The organism is Streptomyces solicamelliae (assembly GCF_045348655.1).
Taxonomy (GTDB): Bacteria; Actinomycetota; Actinomycetes; order Streptomycetales; family Streptomycetaceae; genus Streptomyces; species Streptomyces solicamelliae.
The window spans coordinates 1,389,784-1,411,605 of record NZ_CP160404.1 but is presented as its reverse complement, the minus strand read 5'-3'; the positions used below and the strand labels follow the sequence as shown (position 1 = coordinate 1,411,605).

The following is a 21,822-nucleotide window of genomic DNA, read 5'->3' as shown; positions in this document are numbered from 1 at the left end:
TGTGCCCCGGCGCGTACGCGCCTCCGGGCGCCGGTCCGTGCCCCCGTACGCTGGGCTACATGATCAAGAACTTGGGCAGGGCGGGGGCCTTCGCCGTGGCGGCGGGGGTGACCCGGGGCGCGTACGAGGCGCTCAGGCGCAGCGGCGTGGGCGGCGAGCGGCCGCGGCGGGTGAACCACGCGGGGCGGGAGGTCGAGCTGTACTCCGGGCCCGCCACGGCCCTCGGCGCGGCGGTCGCCGTCGGCGGGGCGCCCGCCGCGTTCGCCGTGCTGGCCGCCGGGGCCTGTGGCGCGTACGACGACGCGTACGGTGACGACCGGCGCGGGTTCCGGGCGCATCTGGGCGCGCTGCGGCGCGGCGAGGTCACCAGCGGGGCCGTCAAGCTCCTCGGCATCGGGGCCGCCGGGCTCGTCGCGGGCGCGCTGATGAAGGAACGTCCCGTCGACAAGGTCCTCGCGGGCGTCGTCATCGCCGGTACCGCGCATCTCGTCAACCTCGTGGACGTACGACCCGGCCGCGCCCTGCTCGGCGTCCTGGCGCTCAGTACGCCGGGGCTGCTGCGCGGGCCGGAGGCCGCGGCGCCGATGGGCGCGGCGGCGGCGGTCCTCGCGGACGACCTCGGGGAGCGGACGATGCTCGGCGACACCGGCGCGCACGCCCTCGGCGCGGCCGTCGGCGCCGCGATCGTCGCGGGCAACGGCCGGCTCGGGCTCGCCGCCCACGCGGCCGCGCTCGTCGCCGCGGCGGCGTGTGGAGACCATGTCACGGAGTGGGTCCGTTCACCCGTGTGAGTGATCCCGTTCGGTGAGTTGGGGCGTCGGACACGGGAACGTGGCCCCATCGGTGCCGGAACGTGCGTGCGGGCTGGCATCCTTGGGCGCGTGACTCAGCTGCGTACGGTCCAAGTGCTGGGCGGCGGCAGCGCGGGCAGCAGCGCTCACGTCAGGTCACTCGCCGCGGGACTCGTGGCGAGGGGCGTGCGGGTGACCGTGTGCGCCCCGGCCCACCTCGACCGTGAATACGACTTTCTCGGCGTCGGCGCCCACTTCGTGCCGGTGCCGCGCCGCAGCGACCCGACGACGGTCGGGCTGCTGCGCAACGCCTGCATCGGCGCGGACGTGGTGCACGCGCACGGCCTGCACGCGGGCGTGCGGACGGCGCTCGCGCTGGCGGGCGCGACGTGGACGCCCTCGTACACGCCGTTCGTGATGACCTGGCACGTACGCAGCCATGCGGACGGCGCGCGCGGCGGGCTGCTGCGGCTCCTCGAACGACAGACCGTGCGGGCGGCTTCCGTCGTCCTTGGCACGTCGTCGGAGCTGGTGGACCGGGCGCGGCGCCGCGGGGCACGCGACGCACGGTTCGCGCCGGTGACGGTGCCGGTGTCGCGGGGGCCGGTGTGCCTGCACGACGGGAAGGCGCGGGCCGAACTGGGCGCGGTGGACCGGCCGTTGCTGATGGCCGTCGGAGCGCTGGAGCCGGGGCGGGGGAACCGGCTGCTGCTGGAGGCCGCGCGGGTGTGGCGCGCGGCGGACCCGCAGCCGCTCCTGGTGATCGCGGGCGAGGGGCGCGAACGCGCGGCGCTGCAGCGGCGCATCGACGAGGAGGCGCTGCCGGTACGGCTGGTGGGGCGGCGCGACGACGTCGCGGAGCTGCTGGCGGCGGCGGACGTCGCGGTGCTGCCGTCGCGGTGGGAGGCACGGTCGGTCCTGGCGCAGGAGGCGCTGCGGCTGGGCGTGCCGCTGGTCGCCACGGCGGTGGGCGGGGTGCCGGAACTGGTCGGCGACGCGGCCGAACTGGTCCCGTACGGCGACCCGGCCGCGCTCGCCGCGGCCGTCTCCGCCCTGCTGGCCGACCCGGACCGCCGCTCGCACCTGGCGGCGGCGGGCCGGGTACAGGCCGCGACCTGGCCCACGGAGGACGACACGATCGCCCACGTCCTGAGCGTCTACGACGAACTGACGGCGCGGTAGGGGACCGCCCCCGACCGTTACGACACGTGCCGCCTGGCCCTCAGTGCCAGTGACAGGGCCAGGACCACCTGGGGGTCGTCCAGGTCGGTGCCGAGGAGTTCGGCGATGCGGGCCAGCCGGTTGTAGAGGGTCTGGCGGTTGAGGTGGAGTTCGCGGGCCGTCTCCGCCTTGCGGCCGGCGTGGGCCAGGTAGGTCTGCAGGGTGGGGAGGAGCGGCGGCCGGGACGTCGCGTCGTGGTCGCGCAGGGGGCCGATCGCGCGGTCCACGAAGGCCGCCAGGTCCTCGTGGTCCTTCAGGCGCCAGAGCAGCAGGTCGATGTCCAGGCGCCTGGCGTCGTACCAGGGGCGGTCCGACAGGCCCTGCGCCGCAGCCGCCGTCTCCGCGGCGTGCCGCAACCCCGCCGACGCCGCCGCCCAGCCGCCCGGCACGCCCACGACCACCACCGGCGGATGCGCCCCGGTCCCCGTCAGGCCGGCCCGCTCCACCCCGGCCCGCAGCGCCGCCGCCACCCGGTCCGCGACCGCCGTCCGCTCCGACTCCGAGCGCAGGCCGAGCAGCAGCGGCACCCGGCCCTCCACCGGGCGGACGCCCAGCAGCACCGGGACGCCCACCGAGGACAGCTCCTCCAGCACCGCCCGTGCGAGCAGCGCCCAGTTGCCCGACGGGCCCAGCTCCGCGGCCAGCCGCATCACCACCGGCAGCAGCGGGCCCTCGCCCGGCTTGAAGCCGAGCACCCGCGCCTGCGCCGGCGCGTCCTCCGCGGTGATCCGGCCCTCCGCCAGGTCCGTCAGGAAGTCGCCCCGGCCGCGCGCCGCCAGCTCCTCCTCCTGGCGCGCCTGCATCAGGACGACCGCCAGGATGCCCGCCGCGCGCTCCGCCGCCATGCGGTGGACGGGGGACAGCGCGCCCGACACGGCGAGGAGCACCAGCCGTGCCCTTACTCCTCCGGCGCCGGTCCCACCGCCCGGGACGTCCACGACGACCGAGCCCACCGGCGGCCCCGACTCCCGGGCCGCGCGCTGGCCGCGCAGGCCCTCCCAGACCTGGAGCGGGTCCGCCGGGCCGGACTCCGTGCCCGCCGCGTACAGCAGCCGCCCGTCGGCGGTCTCCAGGAACACCGGGTTCGCCGAGAAGTCCGAGAGGATCCGCAGCACCTGCGGCACCCCGCCACCGCCGAGCAGCGCCTCCGTGCACTGCCGGTGGACCTCCTCCGCCTGCCGCAACAGCGCGTAGTGGCCGTTGACGATCTCGGTGTGGATCTCCTCCGTGACCGCGACGAACGGGACCTCGCGGTGCAGTTGCACCAGGGGCAGACCCGCCGCCTTCGCGGTGTCCACGATCGTGGCCGGGAGGCGGGCGAACCTCGGGCCCAGCTCCACCACCAGCGCCGCGATCCCGCGGTCCGCGAGCCGCCGGACGAACGCCCGCTGCTCGGCCGGCCGGGTCCCGAGCCCCAGGCCCGTCGTCAGCAGCAGCTCTCCGCCCTTGAGCAGCGACGCGATGTTCGGCACCTCGCCCGCGTGCACCCAGCGGACCGTGCGCTGCAGTCGGTCCGCGCCCGCGACGACCTCCGGGAGCCCGCCGCGCAGCCCCGGAAGCTCGAGGGCCCGCTGTACGGTGATCCCGCCCTGGTCTTCCATGGAGCGGGACGCTACCCGCGTCCCGTGTTTCCGCGACATCACCCCACGGTCACAGGGCCGGACAGTTCGTCCAACGGGCCGACAACTCGTCGCCCCATGGCGGGAATTGTGCGACCGCATGTCGATTGTGGCCTGCGTCACGCGCGAGGATGCTCTCCCGCCATGGCAGACAACCCCACCCCGGCGGCAGCTGCCGCCCCCGAGGTCCACCGGCTGAAGGCGAACTCGGTCGGGATCGTCGGCGTCGTCTTCATGGCGGTCGCCACCGCGGCCCCGATCACCGCGATGACCGGCAATCTTCCCATCGCCGTGGGTTTCGGCAACGGCACCGGCGCGCCCGCCGGCTATCTCTTCGCCACCCTCGTCCTGACCGTCTTCTCCGTCGGCTACGTCGCCATGGCGAAGCGGATCACCGCCGCCGGCGCGTTCTACGGCTTCATCTCGCACGGTCTCGGCCGCCTTGCCGGAATGGCCTCCGGGCTCCTCGCGGTCCTCGCGTACATCGTCTTCGAGGCGTCGATCGTCGGGGTGTTCGCGTACTTCGCCAAGACCACCGTCGCCGACCAGTTCGGCGTCGACCTGCCGTGGATCGTCTACGCGGCCGCGATGCTGGCCGTCACCGCGGTCCTCGCGCACTTCGACATCAACCTCACCGCCAAGGCGCTCGGCGTCATGCTGGTCGCGGAGATCGCCGTCCTCTTCGCGGTCGCCACCGCCGTCCTGATCTCGGGGGGCGGGCCGGACGGGATTCCCCTCGAGCCGGTCAACCCCAAGAACGCGTTCACCGGAGCCTCCGCAGGACTCGGGCTGTTCTTCGCCTTCTGGTCCTGGGTCGGCTTCGAGTCGACCGCCATGTACGGGGAGGAGTCCCGCGACCCCAAGCGGGTCATCCCGCGCGCCACCCTGATCTCCGTGATCGGCGTCGGCCTCTTCTACATCTACGTCTCGTGGATGACCATCGCCGGGAACGGGCTCGCGGGTTCGGTGAAGCTGTCCTCGTCCGCGAGCCCCCTCGACCTGTTCTTCGCGCCCACCGAGTCCTTCATCGGCGGATGGGCCGTCGACGCCTTCCAGTGGCTGCTGCTCACCGGCTCCTTCGCCTGCGGCATGGCCTTCCACCAGTGCGCCGCCCGCTACCTGTACGCCATCGGCCGCGAGGGCTTCCTCCATCCCGCCCTGGGGCGGACGCACCCGAAGCACGGCTCGCCGTACCTCGCCTCGTACGCGCAGAGCGTCATCGCCGTCGCCCTCGTCGCCGCGTTCGGGCTCACCGGCCAGGACCCGTACATCCACCTGTACACGCTGCTCGCGATCCTCGGCACGATGGCGATCCTCATCGTGCAGACCCTGTGCTCGTTCGCCGTCATCGGCTACTTCCGCAAGAACCACCCCGAGGACCGGCACTGGTTCACGACCTTCACCGCCCCGCTCCTCGGCGGCCTCGGCATGACCGCGGTGGTCGTGCTGCTGATCGTGAACATGGAGACCGCGGCCGGGCTCGCCGCCGACTCGCTCGTCTACAAGGCCATCCCCTGGATCGTCGGACTGGTCTTCTTCGGCGGCCTCGGACTCGGCCTCTGGCTCAAGATCCGCAGGCCCGAACGCTACGAGATCATCGGCCGGATCGTCCTCGAGGACGCGGCCGAGCGCGCCGGCGAGGAGCCGGTGCGCGCACCCGCCGCCGTACGGCAGAGCTGAACCCCCGGCCCCCGGTCCCGGGGGCCGGGCTCCCTCCCATCCAGGAGCGCCCCATGGCACGCACCAACCCGATGCACCTCCTGAAGCGACTGGCCGCCGAGCACGCCGATGCCGGGCGGCTCAACCTCCCCGTCGACGAGCTGCGCGGCATGCGGGCCGACGCCCTCGGCCGACGGTCCCTCCTCGCGTACGCGGCGGCCGCCGGGCTCACGGCCTCCGCCGCCGTGAGCGTCGCGCGCCCCGCCGCCGCCCGCGCCGCCGTCCCCGCCGGCGCCGTCACCCCCGCCCGCGTCGCCGTCGTCGGCGCCGGCATCTCCGGTCTGACCGCCGCCCTCACTCTCCAGGACGCCGGGCTGGCCCCGACGCTGTACGAGGCCAACCCGGCCCGTGTCGGCGGCCGGATGTGGACCCAGCGGGCCCACTGGGCGTACGGGCAGTCCTCCGAGATCGGCGGCGAGCTGATCGACACCAGCCACAAGAAGATCCTGGAACTCTGCCGCCGCTTCGACCTCCCCGTCGAGGACTTCCTCGGCGGTGGCCCCAACGGAGCCGAGGAGGTGCTCTGGTTCCAGGGCGCCTACTACCCGCGCCGGCAGGCCGACGAGGACTTCAAGGCCGTCTACCAGGCACTGCGCCGGGACCTGTCGGAGGCCGGGGAGGTGACGTGGAACCGGACCACCCCCACGGGCACCGCACTCGACGACATGTCGGTCCACGAATGGATCGAGTCACGGGTCCCCGGCGGCCACGACTCGCCCCTCGGCCGCTTCATCGACGTCGCCTACAACGTGGAGTACGGCGCCGACACCACCGAGCAGTCCTCGCTCGCCCTCGTTCTGCTGATGGGCTATCAGACCAATCCGGGCAACTTCAACGTCTGGGGTCTGTCCAACGAGCGCTACCACATCACCGGCGGCAACGACCGGCTGCCGAACGCCGTCGCGGGCGCGCTCGCCCCGGGGACCCTGCGCATGGGATGGTCCCTGACCGCCGTACGCGCGAACGCCGACGGCACCCAGACCCTGACCTTCGAGGAGGCCGGTGCCACCCGCACCGTCACCGCCGACCACACAGTCCTGTGCGTACCGCTGCCGATCCTCCAGCGCCTCGACCTCAGCCGGGCCGGCTTCGACCCGCTCATGACGAACCTGCTGCGGGACGCCCGCATGGGCTACTGCACCAAGCTCAACATGCAGTTCGGCACCCGACCCTGGCGCGGCGCCGGCCCCTGGCCCGGAGTGTCCGCCGGCGACTGCTTCACCGACGCCGAGGTCCAGCAGACCTGGGACACCACCAGGGTCCAGGGCGGCACCGGCGGCATCCTCATCCAGTACGGCGGCGGCAGCCTCGCCCGCTCCCTGACCCCCGCCGCGCCGTTCGCCACCGAGTCCGACCCGTACGTACGGAACCTGGCCGCCCGGTACCTGCGCGGCATCGACGCGTTCTACCCGGGCACCTCGGCCGCGTACACCGGCCGCGCCCAGCTCTCCGCCTGGCATCGCGACCCGTATACGCTCGGCGCCTACTCCTGCTGGCCGGTCGGCTATCTGCACCGGTACGCGGGCTACGAGGGCACCGCCCAGGGCGGGATCCACATCGGCGGCGAGCACTGCAGCTACGACTTCCAGGGCTTCATGGAGGGCGGCGCCACCGAGGGCGAGCGGGCCGCGCGCGAGGTGATCGCCGCCCTGACCTGAGCCGGGCCAGGGACGTGTCCCGGGAGCCGTTCAGGACGTGGCGGGGGCGATGTTGTGGTTGTGGCGGAACACGTTGTCGGGGTCGTACTCCGCCTTCACCGCGCGCAGCCGGCGGTAGTTCTCCTCGCCGTACGAGTCCACCACCCGCTGCTCGCCCTCCGCCCCGACGAAGTTCAGGTACACCGCGTCGATCGACCACGGCCGGGCGTCCGCCCGCACGTCCCGCACCCACTGCTCGGCCCGCTCGTCGTCCGCCGCGTCCTCCCACGTCGCGAACGGGTGCAGTACCCACGGCGCGGTGCGCCACGGCTGCGGGTACTGCGCGCCCTCGCGTGCCACCGCCCCGCCCATCAGGAACAGCACGTGCTGGATCGGCAGGCCCGCGGGGATGCCCGCGCCGCGGTCGCAGAAGACGTCCACCGCCGTGTCCGGCAGACCCGTCAGGTACTCCGCCGACCAGTAGTTCCGCAGCCCGGGCGGGTCGTCCAGCATGGACTGCAGCTCCGCGTACGGGACGTCCTGGACGATCTCCACGACCGGCTTCAGCGCCATCAGCGGCGCCACCAGCTCGCGTATCTCCTCCACCGGCCCGGCGTACGTGAACAGCGTCCCGCAGATCAGCCGGCCGACCACGTCCTCGGGGACGAACGGCTCCGGCGGAGCGGGCATGTAGATCACCCCGCCGCCGAACCCGTCGGGCGCGCCGGCCGCGAGGTCACGGAACGTGCGCACGATCTCCGGCGCGTCGTCCGGCAGGAAGAACAGCATCGCCATGCTCATCCGCGGCAGCTGGTGCAGCCGCAGCGTGAGCGAGGTCGCCACCCCGAAGTTTCCGCCGCCGCCGTGCAGCGCCCAGAACAGGTCCGGGTTCTCCTGCGCGTCCGTGTGCACGTGCTTGCCCTCGGCCGTGATCAGGTCCGCGGCCAGCAGATTGTCGCTGGCCAGGCCGAACTTCCGCTCCAGCCAGCCCGAGCCGCCGCCCAGCGTGAATCCGCCGACGCCGGTGGTCGACACCCGGCCGCCGGTGGTCGCCACGTGGAAGGGCTGGCAGGCGTGGTCCATCTGCCCCATCGTCGTCCCGCCGTCGACCCGTACGGTCATGTCCTCCGGGTCCACGACCACCGTGTGCATCCGGCGCAGATCGACCACGAGCGCGCCGTCGATCACGCTGGTCCCGGCGACGCTGTGCCCGCCGCCGCGCACCGCGATCGGCAGCTGCGCCTCACGGCCGAAGAGGATCGCGTTCGACACGTCCGCCTGGTTCGCGCACTGCGCGATCACCGCCGGACGCCGGTCGATCATGCCGTTGTGGATGACGCGGGCCTCGTCGTAGCCCGGATCGCCGGGGACGAGCACCTCACCGGCCAGATCCTCGACCAGTCCGGCCAGGGCGCTTTCGGAGACGTGGGGACCCATGGGAGCCCCCCTTCCACGAGGGGCGACAGGACCATCTCATCGTATTCCGGCCACCCCGTACGCGCGCCTCAGCGCCGTGCCCCCGGCGCCCGTCCGTCAGCCCCCGTACGCGCCGCTCGCCGTCAGCCTCAGCGCCGTGTCGATCAGCGGCACATGGCTGAACGCCTGCGGGAAGTTCCCCACCTGACGCTGCAGCCGCGGGTCCCACTCCTCCGCCAGCAGCCCGAGGTCGTTGCGGAGCGCGAGCAGCCGCTCGAACAGCTTGCGTGCCTCGTCGACCCGGCCGATCATCGCCAGGTCGTCCGCCATCCAGAACGAGCAGGCCAGGAAGGCCCCCTCGTCACCGGGCAGCCCGTCCACGCCCGCGTGCGCGCCCTCCGTCGGGTAGCGCAGGATGAAACCGTCCTCCGTGGACAGCTCCCGCTGGATCGCCTCGATGGTGCCGATGACCCGCTTGTCGTCCGGCGGCAGGAAACCCATCTGCGGGATCAGCAGCAGCGAGGCGTCCAGCTCCTTCGAGCCGTACGACTGCGTGAACGTGTTCCGCTCCGGGTCGTATCCCTTCTCGCAGACGTCCCGGTGGATGTCGTCGCGCAGCTCCCGCCAGCGCTCCAGCGGACCGTCCGCGTCGCCGGACTCGATCAGCTTGATCGTCCGGTCGACGGCCACCCAGGCCATCACCTTCGAGTGCACGAAGTGCCGGCGCGGGCCGCGGACCTCCCAGATGCCCTCGTCGGGCTGGTTCCAGTGGTCCTCCAGGTACTGGATCAGCTTCAGCTGCAGCAGCGAGGCGTAGTCGTTGCGGGACAGGCCCGTCATGTGCGCCAGGTGCAGCGCCTCGGTGACCTCGCCGTACACGTCCAGCTGCAGCTGGCTCGCCGCGCCGTTGCCGACCCGGACCGGGGCGGAGTTCTCGTACCCGGGCAGCCAGTCCAGCTCAGCCTCGCCGAGCTCCCGCTCGCCGGCGATGCCGTACATGATCTGCAGGTTCTCCGGGTCGCCGGCCACCGCGCGCAGCAGCCACTCCCGCCAGGCGCGGGCCTCCTCGCGGTAGCCGGTGCGCAGCAGCGAGGACAGCGTGATCGCCGCGTCGCGCAGCCAGGTGTACCGGTAGTCCCAGTTCCGTACGCCGCCGATCTCCTCCGGCAGGGAGGTGGTGGGCGCGGCGACGATGCCGCCGGTCGGCGCGTACGTGAGGGCCTTCAGCGTGATCAGGGAGCGGACCACGGCCTCCCGGTACGGGCCGTGGTACGTGCAGTGCTCCACCCACTCGCGCCAGAAGTCCAGCGTGGCGTCCAGGGAGCCCTCCGGGTCCGGCAGAGCCGGCGGCTCCTTGTGCGAGGGCTGCCAGGTCATGGTGAACGTGACCCGGTCGCCGGGGGTGACGGTGAAGTCCGAGTACGTCGTCAGGTCCTTGCCGTGGGTCTCGGCGTCCATGTCCAGCCAGACCGAGTCCGGGCCGGCGACGGCGACCGTGCGCTCGCCGACCTTGTGCACCCAGGGGACGATCCGGCCGTAGCTGAACCGCATGCGCAGCGCCGAACGCATCTGCACCCGGCCGCTGACGCCCTCCACGATCCGGATCAGCTGCGGCGCGCCGTCGCGCGGGGGCATGAAATCGGTCACCCGGACCGTGCCGCGTCCGGTGTCCCACTCGGACTCCAGGACCAGCGAGTCGCCCCGGTAGCGCCTGCGGTCGGCGGGCGGCGGGGTGCCGCCGTTGGGGACGGCCGGGCCGATGCGCCAGAAGCCGTGTTCCTCGGTGCCGAGCAGCCCGGCGTACACGGCGTGCGAGTCGAAGCGGGGCAGGCACAGCCATTCGACCGAGCCGTCCCGGCAGACCAGGGCTGCGGTCTGCATGTCTCCGATGAGTGCGTAATCCTCGATGCGCCCGGCCACGTGCATCTCTTCCAGTCGAACGGCCACGTCCGCCCCGCGGGGCGCTGCTTGCAAGGTAAGCGATGGTCAGCGGGTCAAGGTTCGTTGACGAGACCTGATCGACCGGTTGACAGCGGGGGTGTGCCGTTGGCCGGCCCGGCTCGGCAACGTGTCCGAGCAGGATACGTCGCACCCTAGTGATCCGCGCGGTCGGCGGGACAACGCCGCTGCTCCTTCCGAGGGAGCGAGAAATGGCCGTTCGGGTGGGAGGAACGGATTGTCGGGTGACCGGATGGTGAATTCGTCGCCCGGCGCGGCGGCTCCGCGGGCCGCCCGGTCGCCGTCCGTGTGCACCCGTGTGCCCCGTGTGGCCGGAAGCCATCTCTCCTCGGCGCTGATACCCTGGTACCCCGTGGACCGGTGGGAAACGGCGACAGCCGAGACCCCCGAAACCGCAGCTTCGGCACCCCCGGATTCCTCCGGAGCGGACGCCGTCGCGCACTTCCAGAACCGACCACGGGAGCCCCCTCTTGGCGATGCCGCCCAACACCACGACGACCAAGCACATCTTCGTCACCGGGGGTGTCGCCTCCTCCCTCGGCAAGGGCCTCACCGCCTCCAGCCTGGGTGCGCTCCTGAAGGCGCGGGGCCTGCGGGTCACGATGCAGAAGCTCGACCCGTACCTCAACGTCGACCCCGGCACGATGAACCCGTTCCAGCACGGCGAGGTGTTCGTCACCAACGACGGCGCCGAGACCGACCTGGACATCGGCCACTACGAGCGCTTCCTCGACGTCGACCTCGACGGCTCGGCCAACGTCACCACCGGCCAGGTCTACTCGCAGGTCATCGCCAAGGAGCGGCGCGGCGAGTACCTCGGCGACACCGTCCAGGTCATCCCGCACATCACCAACGAGATCAAGTCGCGGATCCGCCGCATGGCGACCGACGACGTCGACGTGGTGATCACCGAGGTCGGCGGCACCGTCGGCGACATCGAGTCGCTGCCGTTCCTGGAGACCGTCCGCCAGGTCCGCCACGAGGTCGGCCGGGACAACGTCTTCGTCGTGCACATCTCGCTGCTGCCGTACATCGGCCCGTCCGGCGAGCTGAAGACCAAGCCGACCCAGCACTCCGTCGCCGCGCTGCGCAACATCGGCATCCAGCCCGACGCGATCGTGCTGCGCGCCGACCGCGACGTGCCGACCGCCATCAAGCGCAAGATCTCGCTGATGTGCGACGTCGACGAGGCCGCCGTGGTCGCCGCGATCGACGCCAAGTCGATCTACGACATCCCGAAGGTGCTGCACACCGAGGGCCTGGACGCGTACGTCGTGCGCAAGCTCGACCTGCCGTTCCGCGACGTGGACTGGTCCACCTGGGACGACCTGCTCGACCGCGTGCACAACCCCGACCACGAGGTCACCATCGCGCTGGTCGGCAAGTACATCGACCTGCCCGACGCGTACCTCTCGGTCACCGAGGCCATGCGGGCCGGCGGCTTCGCGAACAAGGCCCGGGTCAAGGTCAAGTGGGTCACCTCCGACGACTGCAAGACCCCGGCCGGTGCCGCCAAGCAGCTCGGCGACGTCGACGGCATCCTCATCCCCGGCGGCTTCGGCGACCGCGGTGTGAGCGGCAAGGTCGGCGCGATCCAGTACGCCCGCGAGAACAAGGTGCCGCTGCTCGGCATCTGCCTGGGCCTGCAGTGCATCGTCATCGAGGCGGCCCGGAACCTCGCGGACATCCCCGAGGCGAACTCCACCGAGTTCGACCCGGCCACCGCGCACCCGGTCGTCTCCACGATGGAGGAGCAGCTCGCGTACGTGGAGGGCGCCGGTGACCTCGGCGGGACGATGCGTCTGGGCCTGTACCCGGCGAAGCTCGCCGAGGGCTCGGTCGTCCGCGAGGTCTACGCCGACCAGCCGTACGTGGAGGAGCGTCACCGTCACCGCTACGAGGTGAACAACGCCTACCGCGCCGAGCTGGAGAAGAAGGCCGGTCTGGTGTTCTCCGGAACCTCCCCGGACAACAAGCTCGTCGAGTACGTCGAGTACCCGAAGGAGATCCACCCGTACCTGGTCGCGACCCAGGCGCACCCGGAGCTGAAGTCCCGCCCGACCCGGCCGCACCCGCTGTTCGCGGGCCTGGTCAAGGCGGCCGTGGAGCGCAAGACCGCGCAGTAGCGGCACTTGTTACCGTTGCCGGGGTACGGGTCCCTCTCGGGGCGCGCACCCCGGTTTTCGTGTGTGGGAGGACGGACGCTGATGGAGTTTCAGGACACCCCCGAGGAGTGGCGGGTCGTCGCGACGACGACGCCCTTCCAGGGGAACAAGACCAGTGTCCGCACGGACGACGTGGTGATGCCGGACGGGTCGGTGGCGCGCCGCGACTACCAGGTGCACCCCGGTTCGGTCGCGGTGCTCGCGGTGGACGACGAGGACCGCGTGCTGGTGCTGCGTCAGTACCGGCACCCGGTGCGGCACAAGCTGTGGGAGATCCCGGCGGGCCTGCTCGACGTGCCCGGAGAGAACCCGCTCCACGCGGCGCAGCGCGAGCTGTACGAGGAGGCGCACGTCAAGGCGGAGGACTGGCGGGTCCTCACCGACGTGTACACGACGCCCGGCGGCTGCGACGAGGCCGTGCGGATCTTCCTGGCGCGCGGGCTCTCGGAGGCGGAGGGCGAGCGGTACGAGGTCTCGGAGGAGGAGTCCGACATGGAGCTCGCCCGGGTGCCGCTGCCGGAGCTGGTGCGCGGCGTGCTCGCCGGCGAACTGCACAACAACTGCCTGGTGGTGGGCGTGCTGTCGCTGACGGCGGCCCGTGCGGGCGAGGGCCTGGACGCCCTGCGCCCGGCCGACGCGCCGTGGCCGGCCCGGCCCTTCGAGGCGTAGGGACGGGGGCCGGGGGCTCCGCCCCCGGATCCTGCGCGACCAAAAGGCCCCGGGCCTGCCCGCCCCCGGCAGGGTTTCGGGACGGGGCGGGGGCTTCCGCTCGGGCCTGCCCTGGGCGAGGCGAACGCCCTTCCACACCTCCGGTATGACGATCTGCTGATCCGATCGGGCGAAATGCCCGCCGCGCTCCGCCGGGGCGGCACCCGTCGCTGAACTACGCTCGTGATCGCCCGTGCGGAGCCCCCGCGGGACCGGAGCGCGTGCGCGGACAGTCGGGAGTGTGGCCCGTGTCGGATCAGGCGGTGGCGACCGGCGGCGTTCGCCGATTCTTCGGCAGGCAACGGGAGTTGAAGGCGCTGCGCGCCGACATCGAACGCGCCGGCCTGGACACCCTGGCCGGCCGCAAGGCCCCCCGCGCCCGGGTGCTGCTCGTCGCCGGACGCCCCGGCTCCGGCCGCACCGCGCTCGCCGAGGAACTCGTCGCCGGGCTGGCCGCCACGTACCCCGACGGCGTACTGCGCGCCCGGCTCACCGACTTCGGCGGCGCCCCCGTGCCCACCGAGCGCACCGCCCGCGAACTGCTCGACGCCCTCGGCGTCGACGGACCCGCCGGGGCCGACGGCGACGAGCTCGCCGAGACCCTGCGCGACACCCTCGCCGTCCGCCGCACCGTGCTGCTGCTCGACGACTGCGTGGACGCCGAGCAGGTCGACCCGCTGCTGCCGGACAACCCCGCCTGCCTGGTCGTCGCCGTCTCCCAGGGGCCGCTCACCGGCATCCCCGACGTACGGCCCTGCACCCTCGGCGGGCTCGACCCGAAGTCCGCGATCGAACTCCTCGAGAGCTTCACCGGCTCGGTGCGGATCACCGTCGACCCGCAGGCCGCCGAGACGCTCACCGAGGTCTGCGGCGGCAAGCCCGCCGCGCTGGTCCTCGCCGGCGGCTGGCTGGCCGCCCACCCCAAGTCCTCCGTCGCCGACCTCGCCAAGCGGCTGCGCGCCCTGGCCGGCGAGCCGCAGCACCGCGCGTTCCGGCTGCTCCACGAGGCTCTGCCGCAGCCCGCCGCCCGGATACTGCGACTGCTCGCCCTCGCCCCGCTGGGCCTGGCCGACGCGCACACCGCCTCCGCGCTGGCCGGCTGCTCCGTCTCCGCGGCCACGACCACGCTCTCCGACTTCGCCGGGCTGGGGCTCGTCCGGGCCGTCGCCGACGGTCAGTACGAGGTGCCCGGGCATCTCGAGGCGCCGCTGCGCGCGCTCCTGGAGGAGAAGGACCGGCCCGCCGAGGCACAGCTCGCCCGGGCCCGGATGCTGGAGCGGACCGTACGGCTGCTGCAGTCCTGCCGGGCGGTGACCGAGCCCGAGGGCTCGGCGGCCCGGCGCAAGCTGGCGGGGCTGCCGCGCGCCCTGCGGTTCCCGAACGCCGCCGCGGCCGCCGAGTGGCTGACCGCCCGCCGCCCCGCTCTGCTCGCCTCGGCCCGCCTCGCCGTCGCCGACGGCGAGCTGGACACCCTGGCCCGGCGGCTGGTGTCCGCGCTGGTCCGGGCCCTGGCCGCACACCGCGGCGCGGAGGCCGCGGCCCCGGACCTGTACGGGCTGCACGGCCTGGTCCTGGACGTCGCCGAGCGCCGCGGGCTGCACCGGGAGCGGGCCGCCGCCCTGCTGAACCTGGGCGACCTCGACGCCCGGACCGGCCGCACCGAGGCCGCCCTGGCCCGCTACCGGACCGCGCTGGACGCCGGACGGGCCGCGAACGACCCGTACGCGATCGGCCGCGCGATGGAATCCGTAGGGGGTTCCTACCAGGAGCTGGGGGACTGGCAACGGGCCGGCGACTGGTACTCCCGGGCGCTCGCGCACCGCCTCGCCCGCGACGAGCGCGCCGACCAGGCCCGGCTGTACGGCCGGCTCGGCGCGGTGCTCACCTACTCCGGCCGCTACGGCGAGGCCCTGCGGAACTGGCGCGCGGCCGCCGCGGGCCACCGCAGGCTCGACGATCTGCCCGGCTACGCACGGGCGTTGAGCGAGGCCGCGCGGGTCCAGGAGTACGCCGGCCGGCCCGAGGAGTCCTTGCGGACCTGCGAGGAGGCGGTGGAGTGGGCCCGGCGCGCCCGGGACGAGCGGCTGCAGGCCGCGCTGCAGCTCAGGCTGGCCGACACCCTCGACCGGCTCGGCGACCCGGCCGCCGCCCGACTCCACAGGGCGACAGCGCAGAGACTTCTTGGAACCGACTCCTCCGCCTACGAAATCCGTAGTGCTTCTCGTGAGGATTAGTTGTTTGTAAGGCTAGACAGCGGGAAATCCTTCATTAGACTGGCTCCGCCGCAGTCGAACGCGGTCTGCCCCGGTGCGTAGCGATGCATCCGGGTATGTATGGCATTGCTCCACCCTTCCCCCTGATTCAAGGACCGTGATCGACGATGAAGGTCGGCATCCCCCGCGAGGTCAAGAACAACGAGTACCGCGTGGCCATCACCCCCGCCGGTGTCCACGAGCTCGTCCGCAACGGCCACCAGGTCTTCATCGAGCAGAACGCCGGTGTCGGCTCCTCCATCACCGACGAGGAGTACGTGGCCGCCGGTGCCGAGATCCTCGGCACCGCCGACGACGTCTGGGCCACCGCCGACCTGCTGCTCAAGGTCAAGGAGCCCATCGCGGAGGAGTACCACCGCCTCCGCAAGGACCAGACCCTCTTCACCTACCTGCACCTGGCCGCGTCCAAGGAGTGCACCGACGCGCTCCTGGAGTCCGGCACCACCGCCATCGCCTACGAGACGGTCGAGCTGGCGAACCGCGCGCTGCCGCTGCTCGCCCCGATGTCCGAGGTCGCGGGCCGGCTGGCCCCGCAGGTCGGCGCGTACCACCTGATGCGCTCGGCCGGCGGCCGCGGCGTGCTGCCCGGCGGCGTCCCCGGCACCCACGCCGGCGAGTGCGTGGTCATCGGCGGCGGCGTCTCCGGCTGGAACGCCGTGCAGATCGCCATCGGCCTGGGCTTCCACGTGACCCTGCTCGACCGCGACATCAACAAGCTCCGCGAGGCCGACAAGATCTTCGGCACGAAGGTCAAGACGATCGTCTCCAACGCCTTCGAGCTGGAGAAGGCGGTCATCGAGGCGGACCTCGTCGTCGGCGCCGTCCTCATCCCGGGCGCCAAGGCCCCGAAGCTGGTCACCAACGAGCTCGTCGCCAAGATGAAGCCCGGAAGTGTCCTTGTCGACATTGCAATCGACCAGGGCGGCTGCTTCGAGGACTCCCACCCGACCACCCACGCCGAGCCGACCTTCATGGTCCACAACTCGGTCTTCTACTGCGTCGCCAACATGCCCGGCGCGGTCCCGAACACCTCCACCTACGCCCTCACCAACGCCACGCTGCCCTACATCGTGTCGCTGGCGAACAACGGCTGGGCCGAGGCGCTGCGCCGCGACGCCGCGCTGGCCAAGGGTCTCAACACCCATGACGGCAAGGTCGTTTACAGGGAGGTCGCCGAGGCTCACGGCTACGAGCACGTCGAGCTGAGCGCCCTCCTGGGCTGACCCCGGGACACCGCGGAGCCGAGCCTCGGGCTGAGCTTCGCCGACGGTGAGTCAATGCCCGCCGTCAACCTCACGCGTCCGGCCACGTTCCGGCTCGCGTTCAACTCGCCTCGAACGTAACTGTTTAACCGTTTCGCACACCCCTGAAACGTGTGGATGCATGCTTGTGCACCCTTGACAGCGGGGTGTTCGGTTACCGACACATCGGGCCGGGTCCGGCGGATTGTGTTGCTGCGGAGCGGTGACACGCCATAGAGTCGCCAACCGTCGGCATGGTGCCACGCTGACCTATCGATAAATGTTCCTGGTCACGTCCAAGGAGGTAAGACGACTTGTGAATAAGTCGACATTCACTCCCGGGAGTGGCGAGTCAGGAGACCACCCGATCGGCTCCGTCGCGGTCCGTACCCACGCGACCCACCAGCCCATGACGACAGCCCACACGATGAAGACGATGGACGGCCTACACGTGAACGCCACGGCCGGCAACGAGAGTGGCCGAGAGTCCACCCACTTCGCCGCCTACGACGAGCTGCCCGAGGGTCACTTCTACGACCCCGACGCCGAGTACGAGCCCGACCCGGAGTACGCGGCCACCCTCGCGCCCGACGCTGCCCGGCAGCGCCGCGAGCGGATCGGCCCGACCGGACGGCCCCTGCCGTACTTCCCGATCCCGGGACCGCTGACCGATCACGGTCCCGCGAAGATCATCGCGATGTGCAACCAGAAGGGCGGCGTCGGCAAGACCACGTCGACCATCAACCTGGGTGCGGCGCTCGCGGAGTACGGCCGCCGGGTGCTGCTCGTCGACTTCGACCCGCAGGGCGCGCTGTCCGTGGGTCTCGGCGTCAACCCGATGGAGCTCGACCTCACCGTCTACAACCTGCTCATGGAGCGGGGCATGTCGGCGGACGAGGTGCTGCTCAAGACCGCGGTCCCCAACATGGACCTGCTGCCGAGCAACATCGACCTCTCCGCGGCCGAGGTCCAGCTGGTCTCCGAGGTCGCGCGCGAGTCGACGCTGCAGCGGGCGCTGAAGCCGCTGATGAACGACTACGACTACATCGTGATCGACTGTCAGCCCTCGCTCGGTCTGCTCACGGTCAACGCCCTGACGGCGGCGCACAAGGTCATCGTCCCGCTGGAGTGCGAGTTCTTCGCGCTGCGCGGTGTGGCCCTGCTGACCGAGACCATCGAGAAGGTCCAGGAGCGGCTGAACCCGGAGCTGGAGCTCGACGGCATCCTCGCCACGATGTACGACTCCCGGACCGTGCACAGCCGTGAGGTGCTCGCGCGCGTGGTCGAGGCCTTCGACGACCACGTGTACCACACGGTGATCGGCCGGACCGTACGCTTCCCGGAGACCACGGTCGCCGGTGAGCCGATCACCACCTACGCCTCGAACTCCGTCGGCGCCGCCGCGTACCGCCAGCTCGCCAGGGAGGTGCTCGCCCGGTGTCACGCCGAGTGAGTCTGCCCGGAGCCGACGAGCTGTTCCGTACGACCGGGGGCACGGCCCTGCAGTCCTCCTCGCCCCGCCGGGGCGAGCCGAGGGTGCCCGCACCGGCGGGCGAGAGCGACACCGAGGCGGCGGCCGAGGGCACGGGCGGCTCCGAGGAGCACGCGGCGGCCGACTCGGAGACCGCCGAGCCGCGGGCCCGCGCGGCGGAGCCGGAGTCCTCGAAGCCCGCTCCGCCCGCGCAGGCGGCCCGGCGGCGCCGGTCGCCCAGCCGGCGGCCGAGCGGGCGGGAACGGCACGACGAGAAGATCACGGTCTACGTCTCCGCCGAGGAGCTGATGGACCTGGAGCACGCGCGCCTGGTGCTGCGCGGCGAGCACGGACTCGCGGTCGACCGCGGCCGGATCGTCCGCGAGGCGGTCGCGGTGGTCCTCGCCGACCTGGAGTCGCGCGGCGACGCGAGCATCCTGGTCCGGCGCCTGCGCGGCCGCTGAGGGTAGCCTGCGGCCTGCCGCACCCCCGCTCCTCCCAGGACCCCCATGCCCCCCGCCGAAACGTCCCCGCACCCCCGCCGCCGCCCCCTGGGCCGAGGCCCGGGCACACCTGCCCGCCCGGGGGCGGGGGAGGGGCGTCCGCCGGAGCTGCCGGCGGATCCTGAGCCTGCGGCCTCGGACGAGGCGGTCGAGGGGGCGCCCCCGGAGGCACCACAGCCGGAGCCCCCGCCCGAGGCCGCATCGCACGAGGCGACGGCGGAGCCCCCCGGGCCGGCCGCGCCGGCGACCGACGAGCGGCCGCCACCCGGAACCGCCGAACAGCCCGGCACCGCCGCGTCGGAGCCGGGCGGTGCGGAGCCGAGTCGCCCGCGGGCCGAGGGCCGCGTGGCGGTGCCTGACACTTCCGCCGAGCCCGTCTCTGCCGAGCCCGTCTCCGCCGGGCCTGCGTCCGACACTCCCGCCGCGCCCTCCGTTGTACCCGGCCCTCCGGCCGAGCCCGTGGCCGGTCTCCCCGTCCCCGGTGACGCCGGTGACGCTCCCGGCGAGACCGGGCGGTTCACCGTGCGGCTCGGGAACTTCGAGGGGCCGTTCGATCTGCTGTTGCAGCTGATCTCGAAGCACAAGCTGGACGTCACCGAGGTCGCGCTGTCGCGGGTGACCGACGAGTTCATGGCGTACATCCGGGGGATGGGGCCCGACTGGGACCTCGATCAGGCGACCGAGTTCCTCGTCGTGGCCGCCACGCTGCTCGACCTCAAGGCCGCCCGGCTGCTGCCCGCCGCCGAGGTGGAGGACGAGGCGGACCTGGCGCTGCTCGAGGCGCGCGACCTGTTGTTCGCGCGGCTGCTGCAGTACCGCGCGTACAAGGAGATCGCCGGGATCCTCGCCGAGCGCTGGGAGAGCGAGGGGCGGCGGTACCCGCGCACCGTCGGGCTCGAGCCGCACCACGCCGAGCTGCTGCCCGAGGTCGTCATCAGCATCGGCCCCGAGGGCTTCGCCAAGCTGGCCGTCAAGGCCATGCAGCCCAAGGCCAAGCCGCAGGTGTACGTGGATCACATCCACGCCCCGCTGGTCAGTGTGCGCGAGCAGGCCGGCGTCGTCGTCGCACTGCTCAAGGCGCGCGGGACCCTCAGCTTCCGCGAGCTCGCCGAGGACGCCGACGACACCCTCACCGTCGTCGCCCGCTTCCTCGCCCTCCTGGAGCTGTACCGGGAGAAGGCCGTCGCGCTCGACCAGCCCGAAGCCCTCGGCGACCTCACGGTGTCCTGGACCGGCGGGGACGGCGACACCCGCGTCACCGACGAGTTCGATCAAGTAACGGAGGCCATGGAGTGAGCGACGTCCACGGCGACCCCAAGCCCGGCGACCTCAAGCCCGCCCTCGAGGCCGTGCTGCTCGTCGTCGACGAGCCCGCCACCGAGGAGCACCTCGCCAAGGTCCTCGACGCGCCCCGCCGCGCCGTCGCCGACGCGCTGCGCGAGCTCGCCGACGAGTACACCGTCCAGGGCCGCGGCTTCGAGCTGCGGCTCGTCGCGGGCGGCTGGCGGTACTACACCCGTCCCGAGCACGCCGCGGCGGTCGAGCGCTTCGTGCTCGACGGGCAGCAGGCCCGGCTCACCCAGGCGGCCCTGGAGACCCTCGCGGTCGTCGCGTACCGCCAGCCGGTCAGCCGTTCCCGCGTCTCCGCGGTGCGCGGAGTGAACTGCGACGGGGTCATGCGCACCCTCCTCCAGCGCGGTCTTGTGGAGGAGGCGGGCGCGGAAGCCGAGACAGGTGCGATCCTGTACAGGACGACGAACTACTTCCTGGAGCGGATGGGCCTGCGCGGCCTGGACGAACTGCCCGAGCTCGCGCCCTTCCTCCCCGAGGCGGACGCGGTCGAGGCCGAGTCCCGGGAAGGACTACCGTCGTTCGAAGACGCAGACGCAATCGACAAGACGGAACATTGATGCGAAGCAGCAGCGGCAGGAACAGCGGAAACAACGGCGGGAGCCGTGGTGCCAAGAGCGGCGGCCGCGGCAACTACCGGGGAGCGGGCAACGCGCGCGACGAGCGGGGCGGCGGCCAGAGCCAGACGTCCGGCCGGGCGCGCAAGCCCCGCCCCGAGGACCGCACGTACGACGTGGGCATGCCGTCCGACGAGCCGAAGCGGGGCCGCGGCGCGGCCGCCCGCGGCGGCGCCAAGGGCGGACCCAAGCAGTCCCCGAAGCGCGGCGGCGGCCGGACCGCCCCCGCCCGTTCGCGCGAGTACGACGCCCGCGCGGAGGAGCGCAACCGGGAGCGGTACGCGAACAAGCCCCAGGTCAAGACGCCCAAGACCTTCCCGGGCGCCGAGCAGGAGGGCGAGCGGCTGCAGAAGGTGCTGGCCCGCGCCGGCTACGGCTCGCGCCGTGCCTGCGAGGAGCTGGTCGAGCAGGCCCGCGTCGAGGTCAACGGCGAGATCGTGCTCGAGCAGGGTCTGCGCGTGGACCCGGAGAAGGACGAGATCCGTGTCGACGGCCTGACCGTCGCCACGCAGTCGTACCAGTTCTTCGCGCTGAACAAGCCGGCCGGCGTCGTCTCCACCATGGAGGACCCGGACGGCCGCCAGTGCCTGGGCGACTACGTCACCAACCGTGAGACGCGGCTCTTCCACGTCGGCCGGCTGGACACCGAGACCGAGGGCATCATCCTGCTCACCAACCACGGCGAGCTGGCGCACCGTCTCACCCACCCCAAGTACGGCGTGAAGAAGACCTACCTGGCCGCCATCACCGGCCCGCTGCCCCGCGAGGTCGGCAAGAGGCTCAAGGACGGCATCCAGCTGGAGGACGGCTACGCCCGCGCCGACCACTTCCGGGTGGTCGAGCAGACCGGCAAGAACTACCTGGTCGAGGTCGTGCTCCACGAGGGCCGCAAGCACATCGTGCGGCGGATGCTCGCCGAGGCGGGCTTCCCGGTGGAGAAGCTGGTGCGGACGGCCTTCGGGCCGATCGGGCTCGGCGACCAGAAGTCGGGCTGGCTGCGCCGGCTGTCGAACACCGAGGTCGGAATGCTGATGAAGGAGGTCGGCCTGTAGGGGCCGGCCGGTGAGGGGCCCGCGATCGCCGCACGGCGGACGCGGGCCCCTTTCGCATTCCCTCGCATTCGTACTTGTGG

At 72.6% G+C, this 21,822-nt stretch carries 16 protein-coding genes; 13 read left to right on the top strand and 3 right to left on the bottom strand.

What is annotated here, in order from left to right:
- Positions 1-59: 59 nt before the first annotated feature.
- Positions 60-791, top strand: a complete 732-nt coding sequence (locus ABZO31_RS06510) for a hypothetical protein (RefSeq protein ID WP_406860061.1) — start codon at positions 60-62, stop codon at positions 789-791.
- Positions 792-881: 90 nt separating this feature from the next.
- On the top strand, positions 882-1,973 hold the full coding sequence (locus ABZO31_RS06505; protein ID WP_406860060.1) for a glycosyltransferase family 4 protein: 1,092 nt from the start codon (positions 882-884) through the stop codon (positions 1,971-1,973).
- 17 nt (positions 1,974-1,990) lie between these two features.
- On the opposite strand, the gene ABZO31_RS06500 is transcribed toward ABZO31_RS06505, so the two are convergent.
- Positions 1,991-3,613 carry a PucR family transcriptional regulator gene (locus tag ABZO31_RS06500; protein ID WP_406860058.1) on the bottom strand — a complete coding sequence of 541 codons (1,623 nt, stop codon included), beginning with the start codon at positions 3,611-3,613 and terminating at the stop codon, positions 1,991-1,993.
- 162 nt (positions 3,614-3,775) lie between these two features.
- Between ABZO31_RS06500 and ABZO31_RS06495 the strand changes: the two genes are divergently transcribed.
- Positions 3,776-5,311, top strand: coding sequence for an APC family permease (locus tag ABZO31_RS06495; RefSeq protein ID WP_406860057.1), 1,536 nt, complete (start codon positions 3,776-3,778; stop codon positions 5,309-5,311).
- A gap of 53 nt (positions 5,312-5,364) precedes the next feature.
- On the top strand, positions 5,365-7,008 hold the full coding sequence (locus ABZO31_RS06490) for a flavin monoamine oxidase family protein (RefSeq protein WP_406860056.1): 1,644 nt from the start codon (positions 5,365-5,367) through the stop codon (positions 7,006-7,008).
- Between the two features lie 30 nt (positions 7,009-7,038).
- On the opposite strand, the gene ABZO31_RS06485 is transcribed toward ABZO31_RS06490, so the two are convergent.
- Complete coding sequence (locus tag ABZO31_RS06485; protein WP_406860055.1) at positions 7,039-8,424, bottom strand: FAD-binding oxidoreductase; 1,386 nt, start codon at positions 8,422-8,424, stop codon at positions 7,039-7,041.
- A 96-nt stretch (positions 8,425-8,520) separates the two neighbouring features.
- On the bottom strand, positions 8,521-10,323 hold the full coding sequence (locus ABZO31_RS06480; protein ID WP_406860053.1) for a glycoside hydrolase family 15 protein: 1,803 nt from the start codon (positions 10,321-10,323) through the stop codon (positions 8,521-8,523).
- Between the two features lie 515 nt (positions 10,324-10,838).
- Between ABZO31_RS06480 and ABZO31_RS06475 the strand changes: the two genes are divergently transcribed.
- The 9 genes from ABZO31_RS06475 to ABZO31_RS06435 all read left to right on the top strand — a co-directional run bounded on the left by ABZO31_RS06475 (position 10,839) and on the right by ABZO31_RS06435 (position 21,742).
- Complete coding sequence (locus tag ABZO31_RS06475; RefSeq protein WP_406865271.1) at positions 10,839-12,488, top strand: CTP synthase; 1,650 nt, start codon at positions 10,839-10,841, stop codon at positions 12,486-12,488.
- An 81-nt stretch (positions 12,489-12,569) separates the two neighbouring features.
- Complete coding sequence (locus ABZO31_RS06470) at positions 12,570-13,196, top strand: NUDIX domain-containing protein (RefSeq protein WP_406860052.1); 627 nt, start codon at positions 12,570-12,572, stop codon at positions 13,194-13,196.
- 287 nt (positions 13,197-13,483) lie between these two features.
- Positions 13,484-15,469: a tetratricopeptide repeat protein gene (locus tag ABZO31_RS06465; protein ID WP_406860051.1), complete on the top strand. Its 1,986-nt coding sequence runs from the start codon at positions 13,484-13,486 to the stop codon at positions 15,467-15,469.
- Positions 15,470-15,615: 146 nt separating this feature from the next.
- Positions 15,616-16,731, top strand: a complete 1,116-nt coding sequence (ald, locus tag ABZO31_RS06460; protein ID WP_406860050.1) for an alanine dehydrogenase — start codon at positions 15,616-15,618, stop codon at positions 16,729-16,731.
- Between the two features lie 427 nt (positions 16,732-17,158).
- Complete coding sequence (locus ABZO31_RS06455) at positions 17,159-18,202, top strand: ParA family protein (protein ID WP_406860049.1); 1,044 nt, start codon at positions 17,159-17,161, stop codon at positions 18,200-18,202.
- Entirely contained in the window at positions 18,187-18,684 is a 498-nt protein-coding gene (locus tag ABZO31_RS06450; protein ID WP_406860048.1) for a hypothetical protein, read from the top strand. Before ABZO31_RS06455 ends, ABZO31_RS06450 begins: the two co-directional genes overlap by 16 nt.
- A gap of 45 nt (positions 18,685-18,729) precedes the next feature.
- Positions 18,730-20,019: a segregation and condensation protein A gene (locus tag ABZO31_RS06445; protein WP_406860047.1), complete on the top strand. Its 1,290-nt coding sequence runs from the start codon at positions 18,730-18,732 to the stop codon at positions 20,017-20,019.
- A complete protein-coding gene (gene scpB / locus ABZO31_RS06440) occupies positions 20,016-20,633 on the top strand; it encodes an SMC-Scp complex subunit ScpB (protein ID WP_406860046.1) in 618 nt (205 codons plus the stop codon). The genes ABZO31_RS06445 and scpB overlap by 4 nt, the downstream gene beginning before the upstream one ends.
- Positions 20,633-21,742 carry a pseudouridine synthase gene (locus ABZO31_RS06435; RefSeq protein WP_406860045.1) on the top strand — a complete coding sequence of 370 codons (1,110 nt, stop codon included), beginning with the start codon at positions 20,633-20,635 and terminating at the stop codon, positions 21,740-21,742. The genes scpB and ABZO31_RS06435 overlap by 1 nt, the downstream gene beginning before the upstream one ends.
- The last annotated feature ends 80 nt before the right edge of the window (positions 21,743-21,822 follow it).